Raw genomic sequence first — 17,592 nt, forward strand, 5'->3', positions numbered from 1 at the left:
TCAGTCCCCCGCCGTCGCCGGCCGGACGGCGCCCGGCCAGGCCGCGGCCAGCAGCGTGCGGGTCTCGGCGAGCACCTGCGGCAGCACCCGGGTCAGGCCGATGACCGGCATGAAGTTGGTGTCCCCGCCCCAGCGGGGCACCGCGTGCTGGTGCAGGTGGTCGGCGATGCCGGCGCCGGCGACCGACCCCTGGTTCATGCCGATGTTGAACCCGTGCGCTCCGGTCACCTGCCGCACCACCCGCATCGCCGTCTGCGTGAACGCGCCCAGCTCCGCGACCTCGTGATCGGTCAGGTCGGTGTAGTCGGGCACGTGTCGGTAGGGGACCACCATGAGGTGCCCGGCGTTGTAGGGATAGAGGTTCAGCACCGCGAACACCGTCTCCCCGCGCGCCACGACCAGCCCGTCCTCGTCCGCCATCGCCGGGATGAGGCAGAACGGGCAGTCGTGCTCGCCGGTGGGCTTGCCCGAGCCGCGGATGTAGGCCATCCGGTAGGGCGTCCACAGGTGCTCGAAGACGGTGGCCGGGCCGCCGTCGTCGCTGGAGACGGGGACGGTGAAGCCGTCCGGACCGACGGTCACGGCCGTTCCAGCGGCGCGTCGGCGGTGGGGTCGGCGTTGTGCCGCGCCGCGACCCAGGCGACGACGGCCTCGACGGCCTCGGCCACCGGCACGCCGTTGCGCTGGCTGCCGTCGCGGTAGCGGAAGGAGACCGCGCCGGCCTCGGCGTCGGTGGCGCCCGCGATGAGCACGAAGGGCACCTTCTGCTTGCTGGCGTTGCGGATCTTCTTCTGCATGCGGTCGTCGGAGTCGTCGACCTCGACCCGGATGCCGCGGGCGCGCAGCCGCAGGGCGACGTCGGTGAGATAGCCGACCTGGTCGTCGGTGACCGGGATGCCGACCACCTGCACCGGCGCCAGCCACGCGGGGAAGGCGCCGGCGTAGTGCTCGGTGAGGACGGCGAAGAAGCGCTCCATCGAGCCGAACAGCGCGCGGTGCAGCATGACCGGCTGCTGGCGGGAGCCGTCGGCGGCGGTGTACTCCAGGTTGAACCGCTCGGGCTGGTTGAAGTCGACCTGGATGGTCGACATCTGCCAGCTGCGGCCGATCGCGTCACGCGCCTGCACGGAGATCTTCGGGCCGTAGAAGGCCGCGCCGCCCGGGTCGGGCACGAGCTCGAGCCCGGAGTCGACCGCGGCCTGGCGCAGCGCCTCGGTGGCCACCTCCCAGCTCTCGTCGGTGCCCACGGACTTCTCCGGGTCGCGGGTGGACAGCTCCAGGTAGAAGTCGGACAGGCCGTAGTCGGCGAGCAGGCCGAGCACGAAGTCCAGCAGCCCGCGCAGCTCCCCCGCCATCTGCTCGGGGGTGCAGTAGATGTGCGCGTCGTCCTGGGTGAAGCCGCGGGCCCGGGTCAGGCCGTGCACGACGCCGGACTTCTCGTAGCGGTAGACGGTGCCGAACTCGAACAGCCGCAGCGGCAGCTCCCGGTAGGACCGGCCGCGCGACCGGAACACCAGGTTGTGCATCGGGCAGTTCATCGGCTTGAGGTAGTAGTCCTGCCCCTGCCGCCGCACGTGGCCCTCGGCGTCGCGCTCCTCGTCGAGCTGCATGGGCGGGTACATCCCGTCGGCGTACCACTCGAGGTGACCGGAGGTCTGGAACAGCGCCGCCTTGGTGATGTGCGGGGTGTTGACGAAGGAGTAGCCGCCCTCCTCGTGCCGCTGCCGGCTGTAGGCCTCCAGCTCCCGCCGGACGACGCCGCCCTTGGGGTGGAAGACGGCCAGCCCCGAGCCGATCTCGTCGGGGAAACTGAACAGGTCCAGCTCGGTGCCCAGCCGGCGGTGGTCGCGGCGCTCGGCCTCGGCCACCTGCTCCAGGTACGCCTTGTGCGCCTCGCGGCTCTCCCACGCGGTGCCGTAGACGCGCTGCAGCTGCGGGTTCTTCTCGCTGCCCCGCCAGTACGCGGCCGCCGAGCGGGTGAGGCTGAACGCCGGGATGGTCGAGGTGCGCGGCAGGTGCGGGCCGCGGCACAGGTCGGTCCACACGCGGTCACCGGTGCGGGCGTCGAGGTTGTCGTACATGGTCAGCTGCGCGCCGCCGACCTCGACGTCGGCGCCCTCGGTGTCCCCGGCGCCGCCCTTGAGGCCGATCAGCTCGAGCTTGTAGGGCTCGTGGGCCAGCTCGGCGCGGGCGTCGTCGTCGCTGATCTCCCGGCGGGAGAAGCGCTGGCCGGCCTTGACGATCTGCTGCATGCGCTTCTCCAGCGCCTGCAGGTCCTCCGGGGTGAACGGCTTCTCGGGGTCGAAGTCGTAGTAGAAGCCGTTCTCCACCGGCGGGCCGATGCCCAGGCGGGTGCCGGGGAAGAGGTCCTGCACGGCCTGGGCGAGCACGTGCGCGGCCGAGTGGCGGATGACCGCGCGACCCTCGGGGCTGGCGGCCGGCACCGGCTCGACCTCGGCGTCGTCGCCGGGCACCCAGGCCAGGTCGCGCAGGTCGCCGGTGGCCGCGTCCCGGACGACGACCGCGCCGTCGGGGCCCTTGAGCGGCACCCCGGCGTCCTTGAGCGCCTGCTCGGCCGTCGTCCCGGCCGGCACCCGGACGAGGGTGGTTGCGGCAGGACGGGGCGCGGCGGACACGGGGTCTCCTGGGGGTGCGAGGTGCTCGGCAGGGCGTCCGCCGGGGCGGACGCGCACCGGCCAGCCTAACGAGCGCCCCGCCCCGGGCCGGGCACCCGACTACGCCGGGACGACCTCGTCGCCGACGGCGACCGTGCCGGGCTCGGCGACCTCGGCGTAGACGCCGAGGCAGTGCTTCGGCAGCCGGGTGACCTGCAGCACCGCCGTGCCCAGCCGCAGCCGCCGGCCCACCCAGGAGCGCTCGTCGTCGGCGGGCAGGTCGAGGACGAGGTTGGCGCGGGGGTCCTCGGCGCCGCACCCGGACGGGACGACCCCCGCGGCCGCCCGGTCCAGCGCCTGGCGGGAGACCAGGTGCACCGCCGCGCCGCCGTCGGGACGCGCGGCCAGCGGCTCCAGCCGCACCGGCTCCCCCAGCGCCTGGGCCACCGCGGCGGCGTCGGCGGCCGGGTCGCCGGTCACCGCGACGCCGGCCAGGGCGGGCGCGTGCTTCCCGCGGACCACCTCCCCGGTGGCGTCGGCGACGACCGCCCACGCCCGGTCACCGCTCAGCCCGGACGGGCCGACGTCGGCCCGCTGCAACGCCGTCCCGGCGCAGCCGCGCACGGGGTAGACCGAGATGCCGACGACGGTGGCCACCCCGTCACGCTACGGCCGGGTCAGGCGGCGAGCGCCCCGCGTCGACGCAGCCGGCGGAGCTGGGACTCCAGGTAGGGCCGGGCCCTGCGCTGCCCACCGCGGACGGCGATCGCGGCGGCCAGGTCGGCGAGGACCCGGGCCAGCCGCGCCTCGTCGGCCGGCCAGCCGCGGCGCAGACACTCCTCCAGCCACTCGACCGGCGCGGTGTGCCCCCGCTCGCCGTTGCAGCGCCCGCAGGCGGCCACCTCGTTCTCCAGCCACGACGGGCCGCCCTTGACCCGTGGCACGACGTGCTCGGTGGTGGCGGGCACCTGCCCGGTGAGGGCGCGGCCGCACCAGATGCAGGTGGAGCCGTCCCGTTCCACGGCCGCCTCGAGGCGGGCGGCCCTGTCCAGTGCCATCCCCTCCATGGTGCGCCCGCACCGCGCCCGCGCGCCTGAGGGATCGGCCACTCAGTCGCGGCGGTGCCGCCCGGCCACGCGGTGCCGCCGCGGCACGACCGCCGCCATCAGCGCGCTCTGCCGGCGACGGCGCACGGCCCTGCGGAACCGCGCGCGGCCGGGGTCGACCCCCGGCGGGTACGCCGACCAGACGAGGTCCTGCGACGGCGGGTCCGGCACCGCGTCGTCGTCGCCCATCCGGTCCCGCAGGTGCGCCAGCACCCGGTCGGCGAGGCCGTCGTCGGCCAAGAGGACGTCCCACCGGTCCGGCTCGCGGCCCTCGGCGGCCAGCGCCTCGCCGATCCAGCCGAACACGGCCGGGCCGAAGGCCTGCAGCGCGAGGTCTCCGACGACGGCGTGCGCGGCGTCGACCGCCGTCCCGGCCTCCAACGCCACCTCGAGCTCCACGACGGCGCGCAGTGTGTAGGCGTCGGGCCCGGGCGTGGAGGTCACCGGCGCATCGTCGCAGCACGGCGGGTCCGCCACCGATGAGTGACCGGATCGGCCAGTGTCTGACCCTCCGAGACCCACCGACCCGGCCCGACAGCGGCCGACCGACCTCGCGAGGAGCACAGACATGGGCGTCATCCGGGTGCACGAGTTCACCACCGTCGACGGGGTCGTCGACGCGCCGATGTGGACGATGGACTACGGCTTCCCCGACGACCTGGCCGCCTCCATCGGCGCCCTGACCGCGCCGGCCACGGGCATCCTGCTCGGGCGCACCACCTTCGAGATGTTCGCCCCGGCGTGGTCGGCACGGACCGCGGAGGAGGACCCGGGCGCGCCGTTCTTCAACGACACGACCAAGTACGTCGTCTCCTCGACGCTGGCCGACGCCGAGGGCGTGTGGCGCAACTCCACGACCCTCGGCGGCTACGACGCCGGCCGCATCCGCGAGCTCAAGGCCGACCACGACCTCTACGTCAGCGGCAGCGCCACCCTGGTGCGCGCGCTGGTCGACGACGGCCTGGTCGACGAGCTGCACCTCTACGTCTACCCGGTCGCCGTCGGCTCGGGGATCCGGCTGTTCCCCGAGGGCCGGCCGCAGACCAAGCTGTCCCTGGCCGGCGTCGAGGCGCTGAGCAACGGGGTGGCACACCTGACCTACGGCCCCGCGGCCTGACGACCACCCCCGGCACGACAGAGGCCCGGGCCCCTCGCGGGGACCCGGGCCTCTCGTGCGGGTGGGCGATACTGGGTTCGAACCAGTGACCTCTTCGGTGTGAACGAAGCGCTCTACCACTGAGCCAATCGCCCGCTGCGCCGTCCATGATGCCAGACGGTCACCGCCAGAGCGGCACCCACCCCGGCACCCAGTCGGGCACGCCCATCACGTGCAGCACGACCACCAGGACGCCGTAGACGAAGGCCGCCGTCAGCGCGCCGATGCCCAGCCGCATCCAGACCGGCTGGCGGCCGAGCCAGTCGGTCCAGGCCTTGACGTTGCGCTTGGTGTACTCCAGCAGCCGCTCGGCCCAGGTGAACTCCGAGGCGAGGACGAACAGGCCGGCGATGACGGTGAGCCAGCCGGGGCCGGGCAGCGGGATGGTGACCAGGCCGACGGCGACGATCAGCCCGCCGACGATGCCCACGACGACGCGGTAGGCGTGGTCGAGCGAGCGGCGGGCGCCCAGGCGCCGCCGCCAGCCGGTGTCGGCGATCCGCTCGCGCAGGCTGTGGTGCCCGTCGCTCGCGTACTGCTCCCGCCGCTCCTCCGCGGTCGGTCGTGCCCTCCGCTCCCGAGGCGGCGGGGCCACCGTGTCCTGTCCGCTCAGCTGGTCACCTGCCCGCTCGCCACCACGTCCGTCGGTCCCGACGGCATCTGCCGACCGGGCTCGATGCTGATCGCGTAGGCCGCGTAGCCGTCCAGCCCGGTCGAGGCGGAGCCTACGGTCCGGAGGTCGGTCTGTGGGGAGACGACGTCGAAGGTGCCGAGCGCCACCGGCGTGTCCTCGGCCATCCCCCACACCACGTACACGCTGTCGCTGCTGTCGTTGACCCGCAGGCCGTCCGCGACGACCTGCAGCTGCCCCTCGCGGGCGACGACGGTGGCCACGTGCTCGCCGTCGCCGTCGCGGTAGACGGGCGCGATGGCCGCCCGGCCCGGCTGCAGCAGCGCGTCGAGGACCTCCGCCCGCTCGGTGGCGACCGCCTGCGCGTCGTCGCGGGCGGAGCTGAGCACGACGTTCCACGTCCCCAGCGCCAGGATCGCGGCCACGGCGGCGGCGACGAGGGCGTTGGGCAGCACCCGGCGCCACGCGGTCCGCGCGGCCGGGTCGGGCACCGGGACCGGGACCGGCGGCTCGTACCGGGGGAAGCCGGTGGCCGCGGGCACGTCGGTGCGCCGGCGCCCGCCGGACGCTGCAGTGGCGCCGGACGGCCGCGCGGCGGGGAGGTCGGCGGCGGGCTCGGCGGCGGGCTCGGCGCCGGGCGGGGGCGGCAGCTGCTCGGTCTGCTCGACGGCGGCGCGCAGCCGGTCGCGCAGCCCCTCGCTCGGCTCGGCCTGCGGCAGGTCGCCGGCCAGCGCCGCCATCACCTCGGAGGTCTCGGCGACGGTCCGGGTGCAGCGGGGGCAGCCAGGCAGGTGGGCGCCGAAGAGCGCCTCGTCCTCCGGCTCGAGCGCGTGCAGCGCCCAGCCGACGGCGAGCTCGTCGTAGGGCTCGTGGTCGTCGTGGCGGGGGTTCACCGGGCTCCTCCGTCGACCGCGGCGGGGCCGCTGAGCGCGCCGCCGGCGGTGCCCCCGGCGACGCCGCCGAGCTCCTCCTTGAGCCGGCGCATCCCGGCGAGCATGCGGGTCTTGACCGTGCCGAGCGGCGCGCGGGTCAGGGCGGCGACCTCGCGCTGGGTGTAGCCGCCGTAGTAGGCGAGGGTCAGCGCCTCGCGCTGGGCGTCGGGCAGCGTGCCGAGGGCGGTGCGCACCCGCTCGGCCACCAGCCGGGTCCAGGCGTCGTCCTCGACGTCGCGGGCGCTCGTGGGCGCGCTGAGCACGAGGTCGTCCTCGGCGCGGCCCTGACGGCGGCGGTGGGACTCCTCGCGGCGGACGGCGTCGACGGCCTTGTGGTGCACCATCGCCATCAGCCAGGACGCGAAGCTGCCGCGGGCGCCGTCGTAGGCGTACGGGTCGCGCCAGACGGTGAGGAAGACGTCCTGGACGACGTCCTCGGCGAGGGTGTCGTCGGAGAGGATCCGGCGGGCCAGCGAGAAAGCGGGCCGACGGAAGCGGTCGTAGAGGTCGTCGACGGCGCCCCGCTCGCCGGCGCGGACGCGGGCGATCAGGTCCGCGTCACCGGAGTCGCCCTCCGGACGTCGTGCCGGCCGCGTCACGGCTCCCATCGTCACACGTACCGTTCGCCACAGGGAGGCGTCACGGTTCACCACGCCGGGTAGTGCACCCCGTCGAGGCACCCGGACCGGTCGAGCAGACGGCCACCGGCGACCTCACCCCCGCACGGGCGACACGCCCGGAGACCGGTCGGCGCAACATCCGGCCGATCCGGTCGTTCTACGGAACATGGAACGAGGCGACATGGCACACCGCTCCTCCCCCGGGTACACCGTCCCCACGACGCTGTACCTGGTCGGGCCCACCTCCTGGACCGAGGTGCCCGCCGCCCTCTCCTACGCGGTGTCCGACCCGTTCGCGGTGCGGATCGGCTTCGGCGACGCCGGCGAGCCGGTCGACGACGGCATCACCTGGCTGCTGGGGCGTGAGCTGCTGGCCGCCGGGCTCGAGCGGCCGGCCGGCGACGGCGACGTGCGGATCTGGCCGGCGCGCACCAGTGGCGACGTCCTCTACCTGCACCTGCGCGCTCCCTCGGGCGAGGCGCTCTTCGAGCTGTCCCGCGCCACGGTGGCCGCCTTCCTGCAGCGCACCGAGGAGCTCGTGCCCTCCGGGCAGGAGACGGCAGCCCTCGACGTCGACGACGAGCTGGCCGCGCTGCTCTCCGGCGGCGGCGCCGACCCCGGGGCGCGCTGACCCCGCGGGGGGACCCCCCGTGAAACCCCCTGCAGAGGTCGGGTATCGTTCTCCCTGCACGACAGCGACACGGCAAGACAGCAGGACAGCAACGCGGACGTGGCTCAGTTGGTAGAGCATCACCTTGCCAAGGTGAGGGTCGCGGGTTCGAATCCCGTCGTCCGCTCGGGACCTCGGGCGCTGGTCGCGAGACCGGCGCCCGTGTGTGCGGTGGAGTGGCCGAGAGGCGAGGCAACGGCCTGCAAAGCCGTCTACACGGGTTCAAATCCCGTCTCCACCTCGCCTCCTCGCGAAGCGCGGTGGAGCGGGCCGGTCGGATGACCGGACTCGGGCGATTGGCTCAGTGGTAGAGCGCTACCTTGACACGGTAGAGGTCACTGGTTCGAACCCAGTATCGCCCACCAGCACGCAGAGCCCCGGACCCCAGCGGTCCGGGGCTCTCGTCATCTCCGGGGCCGCGTCCCCTGCCGCGGGGTCAGCCCCGCCCGCCTCCCGCCGGCGCCACGTGCTCGGCCCAGAAGCGCTCCACCTGACCGGCCAGGTCCTCGGGGGCGCCGCTGTTGTCCAGGACGACGTCGGCCACGGCCCGCCGCTGCTCGTCGGTGGCCTGGGCGGCGATGCGGGCCCGGGCGTCCTCCTCGGACAGCCCGCGCAGCCCCAGGCGCGCCACCCGCGTCTCCAGGTCGGCCTCGACGACGAGCACGAGGTCGTGCGCGCCGGCCTGGCCGGTCTCCACCAGCAGCGGCACGTCCTGCACGACGACGGCGTCGGCCGGGGCGGCGCCGATGAGCTCCTGCGCCCGGGCCCGCACCAGCGGGTGGACGATGCCGTCCAGCCGGGCCCGCGCCTCGGGGTCGGCGAAGACGATCGAGGCCAGCGCCGGACGGTCCAGCGCCCCCTCGGCGGTCAGCACGCCGGGCCCGAACGCCGCCACGACGGCGGCCAGCCCCGGCGTGCCGGGCTCGACGACCTCCCGGGCGATCCGGTCGGCGTCGACGACCAGCGCTCCCCGGGCGGCCAGCAGCGCCGCCACCGTGCTCTTCCCCGACCCGATCCCGCCGGTCAACCCGATGCGCAGCACGTACGGACGGTAACGAGCACGCGGACCGCGGTCACGGACGGGTAACACCTGCCCGTCCAGCACGGCGCGCCGCTCCAGTCACACGCGCCCCTCCTCTTAACGTCCGCCTCGTCGGTTCCCCATGGAGGGGGACGCAGCCAGAGAGGCAGGCACTGACGATGTCGCAGTCCCGTACCGCCGTCGTGACGGCCCCCGCCGGCCCCCGCACCCCGGGGCGGCACCGGGTGGAGCGTGCCGGCGGCATCCGGGTGGCCGACCTGCCTGCCGTCCGCGAGCGCCTCGCCCTGCAGTCGTCCACGCCCCTGCAGTCCGCGACGCCCTCGCGCCGCAGCGCCTTCCTGCGCTGGCTGCTCGACGCCGCCCCGGCCGGCCGCCACACCTGGCAGGCGCTGGCCGCCGCCGGTGGCCGCCCGCGCTCGGCGTTCGCGATCATCCTCAGCCTCTGAGCCCGGCGGCCCTCCCGCGCGGAGGGCCGTCACAGACCGGGTGCCCGCCCGGACGGGGACGGCGGGCGGGCACCCCTCCCCTGCGCCCGCCGGTGCGGTGCGCGCACGACAGAGGCCCAGGACCTCGCGGGTCCTGGGCCTCTGTCGTCGATCAGACCGTCAGCCGACGGTCAGCGGGTCACTCCCCGCCGGCGAGCTTCGCGCGCAGCGCGGCGAGCGCCTCGTCGCTGGCCAGCGTGCCGCCCGTGGCGGCCTCGGGGCCGGCCTCGACACCAGAGGTGTAGTTGCCCCCGGCAGCAGCCTCGGCGTCGGCCTCGCGGGCCGCGGCGATCTGCTTGCGGTGCGCCTCGAAGCGGGCCTGGGCCTCGGCGTACTGCCGCTCCCAGGTCTCGCGGGCCTCCTCGTAACCCTCGAGCCACTCGCCGGTGTCCGGGTCGAAGCCCTCGGGGTAGATGTAGTTGCCCTGCTCGTCGTAGGACGCGGCCATGCCGTAGGCGGCGGGGTCGAACTGCTCCTCGTCGCCGATGACGCCCTCGTTGGCCTGCTTGAGCGACAGCGAGATGCGACGGCGGTCGAGGTCGATGTCGATGACCTTGACGAGGATCTCGTCGCCGACCTGCACGACCTGCTCCGGGATCTCCACGTGGCGCTCGGCCAGCTCGGAGATGTGGACCAGGCCCTCGATGCCCTCGTCGACCCGGACGAACGCACCGAAGGGCACCAGCTTGGTGACCTTGCCCGGCACGACCTGGCCGATCTGGTGGGTGCGGGCGAACTGACGCCACGGGTCCTCCTGCGTCGCCTTCAGCGACAGGGAGACCCGCTCGCGGTCGAGGTCGACGTCGAGGACCTCGACGGTGACCTCCTGGCCCACCTCGACGACCTCGGAGGGGTGGTCGATGTGCTTCCAGGACAGCTCGGAGACGTGCACGAGGCCGTCCACGCCACCCAGGTCGACGAACGCGCCGAAGTTGACGATCGAGGAGACGACGCCGGTGCGCACCTGACCGCGGGCGAGCTTGTTGAGGAACTCGCTGCGGACCTCGGACTGCGTCTGCTCCAGCCACTGCCGGCGGGAGAGGACGACGTTGTTGCGGTTCTTGTCGAGCTCGATGATCTTCGCCTCGAGCTCGCGGCCCACGTAGGGCTGCAGGTCGCGGACGCGGCGCATCTCGACCAGCGAGGCGGGGAGGAACCCGCGCAGGCCGATGTCGAGGATGAGACCGCCCTTGACGACCTCGATGACGGTGCCGGTGACGACCTCGTCGGCTTCCTTCTTGGCCTCGATCGTGCCCCAGGCGCGCTCGTACTGGGCGCGCTTCTTGGACAGGATCAGCCGGCCCTCCTTGTCCTCCTTCTGGAGGACGAGGGCTTCCACCTCGTCGCCGACCTTGACGACCTCGTTGGGGTCGACGTCGTGCTTGATGGACAGCTCACGCGAGGGGATGACGCCCTCGGTCTTGTAGCCGATGTCCAGCAGCACCTCGTCCCGGTCGACCTTGACGATGACGCCTTCGACGATGTCGCCGTCGTTGAAGTACTTGATCGTCTGGTCGATCGCGGCGAGGAAGTCCTCGGCGGTGCCGATGTCGTTCACCGCGATCACGGGGGTGCTGTCAGGACGGACCTGGGTGGAGGTCATGTGGTCGAGTGCTCCGGACGGGGGGTGCGTAGGGACGGGGGTACCGCGGCCGGGTGACCGCGGGAGCGGGGAGAGCCGGCGCGCGCCGATCCCTTGCGGGTACAGCACTGACAGACCTCTGGCGCATTCCCATGGTACGGACGCGCGCGCACCCGGGTCCACCTGGGTGGGTGACCTCTGACGGGCACCCCCGGCGTGTCACGCTGGGCGTGTCATGACCCCGCCGCCCGAGCTCCCCCTCGGCCCCGACGGCTACCCCGCCGCCGGCGGCGTCGAGCGCCGGCCGGCCGGCACGGCGGAGTCCGCGCGCGCCAACCGCGGCTGGTGGGACGCCGCCGCACCGGCCTACCTCGCCGAGCACGGCGAGGACCTGGGCGACGTCGACTTCCTGTGGTGCCCGGAGGGTCTGCGCGAGGCCGACGCCCGCCTGCTGGGCGACGTCGCCGGCCGCCGGGTGCTCGAGGTCGGCTGCGGGTCGGCGCCGTGCGCGCGGTGGCTGCGCCGGGCCGGGGCCGACGTCGTGGCGCTGGACCTCTCCGGCGGGATGCTCGCCCGTGCCGCGGAGCTCAACCGGTCCACCGGCGTCGCGGTGCCGCTGCTCCAGGGCGACGTCGGCGCGCTGCCCCTGGCCGACGCCTCCGTCGACGTCGTCTGCTCGGCGTTCGGCGGGCTGCCGTTCGTGGCCGACATCGAGGGCGCACTGCGCGAGGTGGCGCGGGTGCTGCGCCCGGGCGGGCGGTTCGCCGCGTCGGTCAACCACCCGTTCCGCTGGCCGCTGCCGGACTCCCCCGACCCCGCGGACCTGCGGGTGGTCTCGTCCTACTTCGACCGGCGGCCGTACGTGGAGACCGACGGCGAGGGCCGGACCGTCTACGTCGAGCACCACCGCACGGTCGGCGACTGGGTGCGGGCCGTGGTCGGCGCGGGCCTGGTCCTCGACGACCTGGTGGAGCCGGAGTGGACGCCCGGCCGCACCCAGGAGTGGGGCCAGTGGTCCCCGGCCCGCGGCGCACTGGTGCCGGGGACGATGGTGCTGGTCGCCCACCGACCCTGAGGCTGCGGCGTCCCGGCCCGTGGTTCGTGCGCTCCGGACGTGGAGCAGGGCCGACCGGACCTGACGACTGCAGGGAAGTTGCCGTCCGGCGACCTGATCGGACAACAACTTCGCCGCAGTCGGGTCCGCATCCCGCGAGGACCCTGACCCTCCGGTCGAGGGTGAGGGTCTGCCTAGTGCGCCGCGGCGTCCCAGCTGGCGCCGAGACCGACCGACACCTCGAGCGGCACCGACAGCTGGGCGGCGCCGGACATCTCGCGGCGGACGAGGGTCTCCAGCGCCTCCCGCTCCCCCGGCGCCACCTCGAACACGAGCTCGTCGTGCACCTGCAGCAGCATCCGCGAGGCCAGCCCCTCGGCCGTGATCGCCCGCTCGACGCCGAGCATGGCGACCTTGATGACGTCGGCCGCCGAGCCCTGGATCGGGGCGTTGAGCGCCATCCGCTCGGCCATCTGACGCCGCTGCCCGTTGTCGCTGGTCAGGTCGGGCAGGTAGCGGCGGCGGCCCAGCGTCGTCTCGGTGTAGCCGGTCTGCCGCGCGTCGTCGACGACGCCGTCGAGGTACTCGCGGATCCCGCCGAAGCGCTCGAAGTAGGCGTGCATCTGCTCGCGCGCCTCCTCGGTGGAGATGCGCAGCTGCGCGGCCAGGCCGTAGGCGGACAGGCCGTAGGCCAGGCCGTAGCTCATCGCCTTGATCCGGCGGCGCATCTCCGGGTCGACCTGCTCGATGGGGATGTCGTAGGCCCGTGAGGCGACGAAGGAGTGCAGGTCCTCGCCGGAGGTGAACGCCTCGATCAGGCCGGCGTCCTCGGACAGGTGCGCCATGATCCGCATCTCGATCTGGCTGTAGTCCGCCGTCATCAGCGACTCGAACCCGGGCCCGACGACGAACGCCTGCCGGATGCGGCGGCCCTCGGCGGAGCGGATCGGGATGTTCTGCAGGTTCGGGTCGATCGAGGACAGCCGGCCGGTGGCGGCGATCGTCTGCTGGAACGTCGTGTGGATGCGGCCGGCGTCGTCGACCATCGGGATCAGTCCGTCGATGACGGTGCGCAGCCGGGTGACGTCGCGATGGCGCAGCAGGTGCTCGAGGAACGGGTGCCCGGTCGTGGCCAGCAGGCCGGTCAGCGCGTCGGCGTCGGTGGTGTACCCGCTCTTGATCTTCTTGGTCTTGGGCAGGCCGAGCTCGTCGAACAGCACCGCCTGCAGCTGCTTGGGCGAGCCGAGGTTGATCTCCTTGCCGATGACGGCGTAGGCCTCGGCGGCCGCGGCGGCCACGCCCTCGGCGAACTCGCGCTGCAGCTCGTGCAGCAGGTCGGTGTCGACGGCGATGCCGGTGCGCTCCATGCCGGCGAGCACGCGCGTCAGCGGCAGCTCGATCTCGCCGAGCAGGTGGTCACCGCCGCGCTGCCCGAGCACCTGCTCGAGGGCGTCGGAGAGGTCGTTGACCGCGACGGCCTTGAGCACGTCGGCGTGCGCGGCCTCGGCGGCGAGGTCGGCCTCGCTCGGCCCCAGCCCGTCGAGGGTCATCTGGCCCTCGGGCTCGGCGGCGTCCTTGAGCTCGCGCTTGAGGTAGCGCACCGACAGGTCGCCGAGGTCGAAGGAGCGCTGCCCCGGCGTCGCGAGGTAGGCCGCCAGCGCGGTGTCGCTGACCAGTCCCTGCAGGTCCCAGCCGCGCGCCCACACCGCGAGCAGCGGGCCCTTGACGTCGTGGGCGACCTTCTCGGTGGCCGGGTCGGCGAGCCAGTCGGCCAGCGCCTGCTCGTCGGCGACGTCGAGGTCGGGGCCGAGGTCGACGAAGACGGAGTGGTCGTCGGCGGCGGCCAGCGCCAGCCCGGTCAGCTCCCCGCTCCCCCGGCCCCACGTGCCGCGGAAGACCAGGCCGGTGCGGCCGGTGCGGGCGTGCGCGTCGAGCCACGCGGACAGCCCGCCGGCGGGGACGTCGTCGGCGGTGACGTCGAAGCCGCCCTCGACCTCGGGCTCGGCGCTGGTGAGCGTGGCGAACAGCCGGTCGCGCAGGACGCGGAACTGCAGGTTGTCGAAGAGGGTGTGCACCTCGTTGCGGTCCCAGGCGCGGACGGCGAGGTCCTGCGGGCCGAGCTCGAGGGCGACGGAGCGGTCGAGCTCGGTGAGCCGCCGGTTCTGCAGCACCGAGGACAGGTGCTCGCGCAGCTTCTCCCCGACCTTGCCCTTGACGGTGTCCACCCGGTCGACCAGCTCGTCGAGGGAGCCGTACTCGCGGACCCACTTGGCCGCGGTCTTCTCCCCCACGCTCGGGATGCTGGGGAGGTTGTCGCTGGGGTCGCCCCGCAGCGCGGCGAAGTCGGGGTACTGCCGGGGCGTCAGGCCGTACTTGGCCTCGACCTCCTCCGGCGTGAACCGGGTCAGGTCGGAGACGCCCTTGCGCGGGTAGAGCACGGTCACGTGCTCGTTGACCAGCTGCAGGGCGTCGCGGTCGCCGGTGCAGATGAGCACGTCCATGCCCTGCTCGACGGCCTGCACGGTCAGCGTGGCGATGACGTCGTCGGCCTCGTAGCCCGGCGCGGTGATCACCGGGATGTGCAGCGCGGCGAGCACCTCCTGGATGAGGCTGACCTGGCCGCGGAAGTCGGTGGGGCTCTCGCTGCGGTTGGCCTTGTACTCGGCGTAGATCTCGCTGCGGAAGGTCTGCCGGCCGACGTCGAAGGCGACGGCGAGGTGGCTGGGCTGCTCGTCGCGCAGCACGTTGATCAGCATCGACGTGAAGCCGTAGACGGCGTTGGTCGGCTGACCCGTCGTCGTGGAGAAGTTCTCCACCGGCAGGGCGAAGAAGGCGCGGTAGGCCAGGGAGTGCCCGTCGAGCAGCAGCAGCCGTGGCCGCGTCCCCGGGCTCGAGGGGGCGGTGGGCGCGGTGGTGGTGACCGGAGCGGACATCGCCGCCGATCCTAGGTCCGGGGGACGACCGTCCGAGGTCCGGCAGGCGACGGCGCCGCGGCGCTGGTTACCGTGCCGGGCGTGACCTCCGCTCCCCCGGACTGGCTGCCCCCGAGCGCGGCGAGCCCGCTCGACGACAAGCTGGGCATCACGATCGTCGACTACGACCCGAAGCGGCTCGTGGCGACCATGCCGGTGGAGGGCAACCAGCAGCCCTTCGGCCTCCTGCACGGCGGGGCGACCTGTTCGCTGGTGGAGACGATCGGCTCGTGGGCGGCGATGCTCAACGCCGGCCCGGGCAGGAAGGCCGTGGGCGTGGAGCTCAACGCCAGCTACCTGCGCGCGGCCACCTCCGGCACGGTCACCGCCGTCTGCACGCCGGCGCGCACCGGCCGCACCCTGTCGACGTTCCTCATCGAGGTCAGCGACGACCGCGGGCGGACGACCGCCACCGCGCGCCTGACCTGCGCGATCCTCCCGGCTTAAAGTAGGGACCCCGCTGCCCCCCACCGCTCGCACGCTCGCGGTGGGGCCCTGCAGCGAGGCCGGACTACCGGATGCCCACCGCGGGCAGGACCGGCGGCACCGGGCGCCGGCGCGGCAGCGGCCGGCGGGGCACCGGCACCCCGCCGCGCTGCCAGGCGGCCAGCGAGCGGGCAAGCGTCTCGCGCGGCACGATCCGGCGGGTCGTCAGCGGCGCGAAGCCCATCCGCGCGAAGAACCGCTGCCGCTCGGCCTCGTGCCCGCCGACCGCCGCGACGACGTGGTCGGCGCCGACCTCCGCGGCGTAGGCGGCCGAGGCCGCCAGCAGCGCAGCGCCGGTCCCGCGACGGCGGTGCTCGCGGTGCACGACCAGGTTGTCCACGGTGACCTGCGGGACGCCGAGCACCGCCGAGAGCGGGTCCAGGCCCAGGACGGCCAGGCCGACGACGACCTCTCCCGCGCTGGCCGCCGTCGCCGCGTTGGCGCCGGGCAGGACGGCGAGCACGACCCGGTGTGCGCTGTCGGCCAGCAGCCGGCGGAAGCCCGCCGCCGCGGCCGCGCCGGGCGTCTGACCGGTGAGGACGCCCTCCGCGTGCGCCTCGGCGCGGTGCTGGCGCACCAGCGCGAGGACGGCGGGCAGGTCGTCGGGTCGCGCCGTGCGCGTGACGACGCGGGACCGCTGGCCGGTTCCTGACACGGGAGCCCTCCCCTGGGACGGTGCCGCCGAGCGTGCACCCCGCGGCCCCGGCCACCACGCCGACGCGCCGGTCCTGGGACGGGAGTGATCACGACGACGGGTGGGTCGGCGTGTCGCGCTTCGGTCACAGTGCGGCGACGAGGGAACGGGGACGCAACACGCCTGGGTTACCGTCACGCCTCCTGCCCCCCGCAGTGCCGTCACGCACTGCGTCAGAGCACTGCCACGACCAGGGAGGTTGTGTGAGGCACCCGTCAGCCACTGCGGGGCGACCCGAGCCGCTCCGGAGCGCGATCCGCCCGGGCCCCGGGACCGTCGTCCGCGGGGTGCTGCTGCGGCTCGTCCTCGTCCTCGTCGCCGCCACCGGACTCGCCGTCCTCGTCCCCGGCGCCACCGCGAACGCCGTGGGCGAGACGATCGTCGGCACGCTGCAGACCGGCCGCAGCGGCCCGATCGAGGGCATCGAGGTCACGGTGACCACCGCCGCCGGCGACGAGGTCGACACCGTCGAGACCGACGAGGACGGCAAGTTCGCCATCGAGGTCCCCGGCGCCGGCCAGTACACCGTCACCATCGACGCCGACTCGCTCCCCGAGGGCGTCGTCATCACCGGCGAGGACAGCCGCACTGTCACCGTCGACCCGGGCCGCCGCCAGCCGGTGCAGTTCGGGCTCAACGACGGCACCCAGGGGGCCGGCAGCGGGAACGTCGAGGCGATCCAGCTGTTCGTCGACGGCCTCCGCTTCGGCCTCCTCATCGCCATCTGCGCGGTCGGACTGTCGCTGATCTTCGGCACCACCGGCCTGACCAACTTCGCCCACGGCGAGCTGGTCACCATCGGCGCGTTGTTCGCCTGGTGGGTCAACACCGGGCTCGGCGTGCCGATCATCCCGGCCGGGATCATCGCCATGATCGGCGGCGCGGCCTTCGGCGCGCTCAACGAACTGGGCCTCTGGCGGCCGCTGCGCCGCCGGGGCACGGGCCTGGTCGCGGCCCTGGTCGTGTCGATCGGCCTGTCGCTGCTGCTGCGCTACCTGATCCAGATCGTCTACGGCGGGTTCTCCAACCCCTACTCGGGCCTGGGCACCTCGCGCGCGGTCGACTACGGCCTGTTCCGGCTGACCAACCAGTCGCTGGTCTCGATCGTCATCTCGGTCGTCGTCCTCGTCCTGGTCGCCCTCATGCTGCAGCGCACCAAGATCGGCAAGGCGATGCGGGCGGTGTCGGACAACCGCGACCTCGCCGCCTCCTCGGGCATCAACGTCAACCGCGTCATCCTCGTCGTCTGGATGATGGGCGGCGGGCTCGCCGCGCTCGGCGGCGTCCTGCTCGGCCTGTCCGACCAGGTCCGCTGGGACATGGGCTTCCAGCTGCTGCTGCTCATGTTCGCCGGCGTCACCCTCGGCGGCCTGGGCACCGCCTACGGCGCCCTCGTGGGCAGCATCATCGTCGGCGTCTTCGTCCAGATGTCGACGCTGGTGATCCCGAACGACATCAAGTACGTCGGCGGGCTGCTGCTCCTCATCGTCATCCTCGTCATCCGGCCCCAGGGGATCCTGGGCAGCCGCGCACGGATCGGCTGAGCC

At 74.0% G+C, this 17,592-nt stretch carries 18 protein-coding genes and 4 tRNA genes; 9 read left to right on the forward strand and 13 right to left on the reverse strand.

Features of this window, described 5'->3' with window-relative positions:
• From FN207_RS09595 to FN207_RS09615, 5 genes are all read right to left on the reverse strand, one after another.
• The gene (locus FN207_RS09595) at positions 1–582 is read right to left on the reverse strand and encodes an HIT family protein (RefSeq protein ID WP_185938269.1); all 582 of its coding nucleotides are present in this window, start codon (positions 580–582) and stop codon (positions 1–3) included.
• Positions 579–2,636 (reverse strand): threonine--tRNA ligase, encoded by a 2,058-nt coding sequence (thrS, locus tag FN207_RS09600; RefSeq protein WP_142458294.1) that lies wholly within the window; start codon positions 2,634–2,636, stop codon positions 579–581. Before thrS ends, FN207_RS09595 begins: the two co-directional genes overlap by 4 nt.
• 99 nt (positions 2,637–2,735) lie before the next feature.
• Positions 2,736–3,272, reverse strand: coding sequence for an MOSC N-terminal beta barrel domain-containing protein (locus FN207_RS09605; RefSeq protein WP_142458295.1), 537 nt, complete (start codon positions 3,270–3,272; stop codon positions 2,736–2,738).
• A 20-nt stretch (positions 3,273–3,292) separates the two neighbouring features.
• Positions 3,293–3,673, reverse strand: coding sequence for an HNH endonuclease (locus FN207_RS09610; protein WP_185938270.1), 381 nt, complete (start codon positions 3,671–3,673; stop codon positions 3,293–3,295).
• A 51-nt stretch (positions 3,674–3,724) separates the two neighbouring features.
• Positions 3,725–4,165 carry a hypothetical protein gene (locus FN207_RS09615; protein ID WP_142458296.1) on the reverse strand — a complete coding sequence of 147 codons (441 nt, stop codon included), beginning with the start codon at positions 4,163–4,165 and terminating at the stop codon, positions 3,725–3,727.
• A gap of 124 nt (positions 4,166–4,289) precedes the next feature.
• Between FN207_RS09615 and FN207_RS09620 the strand changes: the two genes are divergently transcribed.
• Positions 4,290–4,838, forward strand: a complete 549-nt coding sequence (locus FN207_RS09620; protein ID WP_142458297.1) for a dihydrofolate reductase family protein — start codon at positions 4,290–4,292, stop codon at positions 4,836–4,838.
• Between the two features lie 62 nt (positions 4,839–4,900).
• Here FN207_RS09620 and FN207_RS09625 read toward each other — a convergent pair.
• The 4 genes from FN207_RS09625 to FN207_RS09640 all read right to left on the reverse strand — a co-directional run bounded on the left by FN207_RS09625 (position 4,901) and on the right by FN207_RS09640 (position 7,048).
• Positions 4,901–4,972: transfer RNA gene (locus tag FN207_RS09625), tRNA-Val, on the reverse strand.
• A gap of 26 nt (positions 4,973–4,998) precedes the next feature.
• Entirely contained in the window at positions 4,999–5,472 is a 474-nt protein-coding gene (locus FN207_RS09630) for a TIGR02611 family protein (protein ID WP_246065938.1), read from the reverse strand.
• 14 nt (positions 5,473–5,486) lie between these two features.
• Positions 5,487–6,401, reverse strand: a complete 915-nt coding sequence (locus FN207_RS09635) for an anti-sigma factor domain-containing protein (RefSeq protein ID WP_142458298.1) — start codon at positions 6,399–6,401, stop codon at positions 5,487–5,489.
• On the reverse strand, positions 6,398–7,048 hold the full coding sequence (locus tag FN207_RS09640) for a sigma-70 family RNA polymerase sigma factor (protein WP_246065939.1): 651 nt from the start codon (positions 7,046–7,048) through the stop codon (positions 6,398–6,400). Before FN207_RS09640 ends, FN207_RS09635 begins: the two co-directional genes overlap by 4 nt.
• Positions 7,049–7,241: 193 nt before the next feature.
• On the opposite strand from FN207_RS09640, the gene FN207_RS09645 reads away from it, so the two are divergent.
• From FN207_RS09645 to FN207_RS09660, 4 genes are all read left to right on the forward strand, one after another.
• Entirely contained in the window at positions 7,242–7,691 is a 450-nt protein-coding gene (locus FN207_RS09645) for an SsgA family sporulation/cell division regulator (protein WP_142458300.1), read from the forward strand.
• A gap of 93 nt (positions 7,692–7,784) precedes the next feature.
• Positions 7,785–7,857, forward strand: a tRNA-Gly gene (locus tag FN207_RS09650).
• 43 nt (positions 7,858–7,900) lie between these two features.
• Positions 7,901–7,971, forward strand: a tRNA-Cys gene (locus tag FN207_RS09655).
• A gap of 49 nt (positions 7,972–8,020) precedes the next feature.
• Positions 8,021–8,095, forward strand: a tRNA-Val gene (locus tag FN207_RS09660).
• A gap of 71 nt (positions 8,096–8,166) precedes the next feature.
• Here FN207_RS09660 and coaE read toward each other — a convergent pair.
• Positions 8,167–8,772, reverse strand: a complete 606-nt coding sequence (gene coaE, locus FN207_RS09665) for a dephospho-CoA kinase (RefSeq protein ID WP_142458301.1) — start codon at positions 8,770–8,772, stop codon at positions 8,167–8,169.
• A 158-nt stretch (positions 8,773–8,930) separates the two neighbouring features.
• On the opposite strand from coaE, the gene FN207_RS09670 reads away from it, so the two are divergent.
• Positions 8,931–9,218, forward strand: a complete 288-nt coding sequence (locus FN207_RS09670; RefSeq protein ID WP_142458302.1) for a hypothetical protein — start codon at positions 8,931–8,933, stop codon at positions 9,216–9,218.
• Positions 9,219–9,396: 178 nt separating this feature from the next.
• Here the strand turns inward: FN207_RS09670 and rpsA are convergent, their stop codons facing one another.
• Positions 9,397–10,860, reverse strand: coding sequence for a 30S ribosomal protein S1 (gene rpsA / locus FN207_RS09675; RefSeq protein ID WP_142458303.1), 1,464 nt, complete (start codon positions 10,858–10,860; stop codon positions 9,397–9,399).
• Between the two features lie 214 nt (positions 10,861–11,074).
• Here rpsA and FN207_RS09680 point away from each other — a divergent pair, with 214 nt between their 5' ends.
• Positions 11,075–11,914, forward strand: a complete 840-nt coding sequence (locus FN207_RS09680) for a class I SAM-dependent methyltransferase (RefSeq protein WP_142458304.1) — start codon at positions 11,075–11,077, stop codon at positions 11,912–11,914.
• A gap of 173 nt (positions 11,915–12,087) precedes the next feature.
• Here the strand turns inward: FN207_RS09680 and polA are convergent, their stop codons facing one another.
• On the reverse strand, positions 12,088–14,826 hold the full coding sequence (gene polA / locus FN207_RS09685) for a DNA polymerase I (RefSeq protein ID WP_142458305.1): 2,739 nt from the start codon (positions 14,824–14,826) through the stop codon (positions 12,088–12,090).
• 81 nt (positions 14,827–14,907) lie between these two features.
• Here polA and FN207_RS09690 point away from each other — a divergent pair, with 81 nt between their 5' ends.
• Positions 14,908–15,312 (forward strand): PaaI family thioesterase, encoded by a 405-nt coding sequence (locus FN207_RS09690; RefSeq protein ID WP_142458306.1) that lies wholly within the window; start codon positions 14,908–14,910, stop codon positions 15,310–15,312.
• 64 nt (positions 15,313–15,376) lie between these two features.
• Here the strand turns inward: FN207_RS09690 and FN207_RS09695 are convergent, their stop codons facing one another.
• The gene (locus FN207_RS09695) at positions 15,377–16,006 is read right to left on the reverse strand and encodes a GNAT family N-acetyltransferase (protein ID WP_185938271.1); all 630 of its coding nucleotides are present in this window, start codon (positions 16,004–16,006) and stop codon (positions 15,377–15,379) included.
• A 326-nt stretch (positions 16,007–16,332) separates the two neighbouring features.
• Here FN207_RS09695 and FN207_RS09700 point away from each other — a divergent pair, with 326 nt between their 5' ends.
• Positions 16,333–17,589, forward strand: coding sequence for a branched-chain amino acid ABC transporter permease (locus tag FN207_RS09700; protein WP_142458308.1), 1,257 nt, complete (start codon positions 16,333–16,335; stop codon positions 17,587–17,589).
• Positions 17,590–17,592 lie beyond the last annotated feature (3 nt).

Source organism: Geodermatophilus aquaeductus (assembly GCF_900182545.1).
Lineage (GTDB): Bacteria > Actinomycetota > Actinomycetes > Mycobacteriales > Geodermatophilaceae > Geodermatophilus > Geodermatophilus aquaeductus.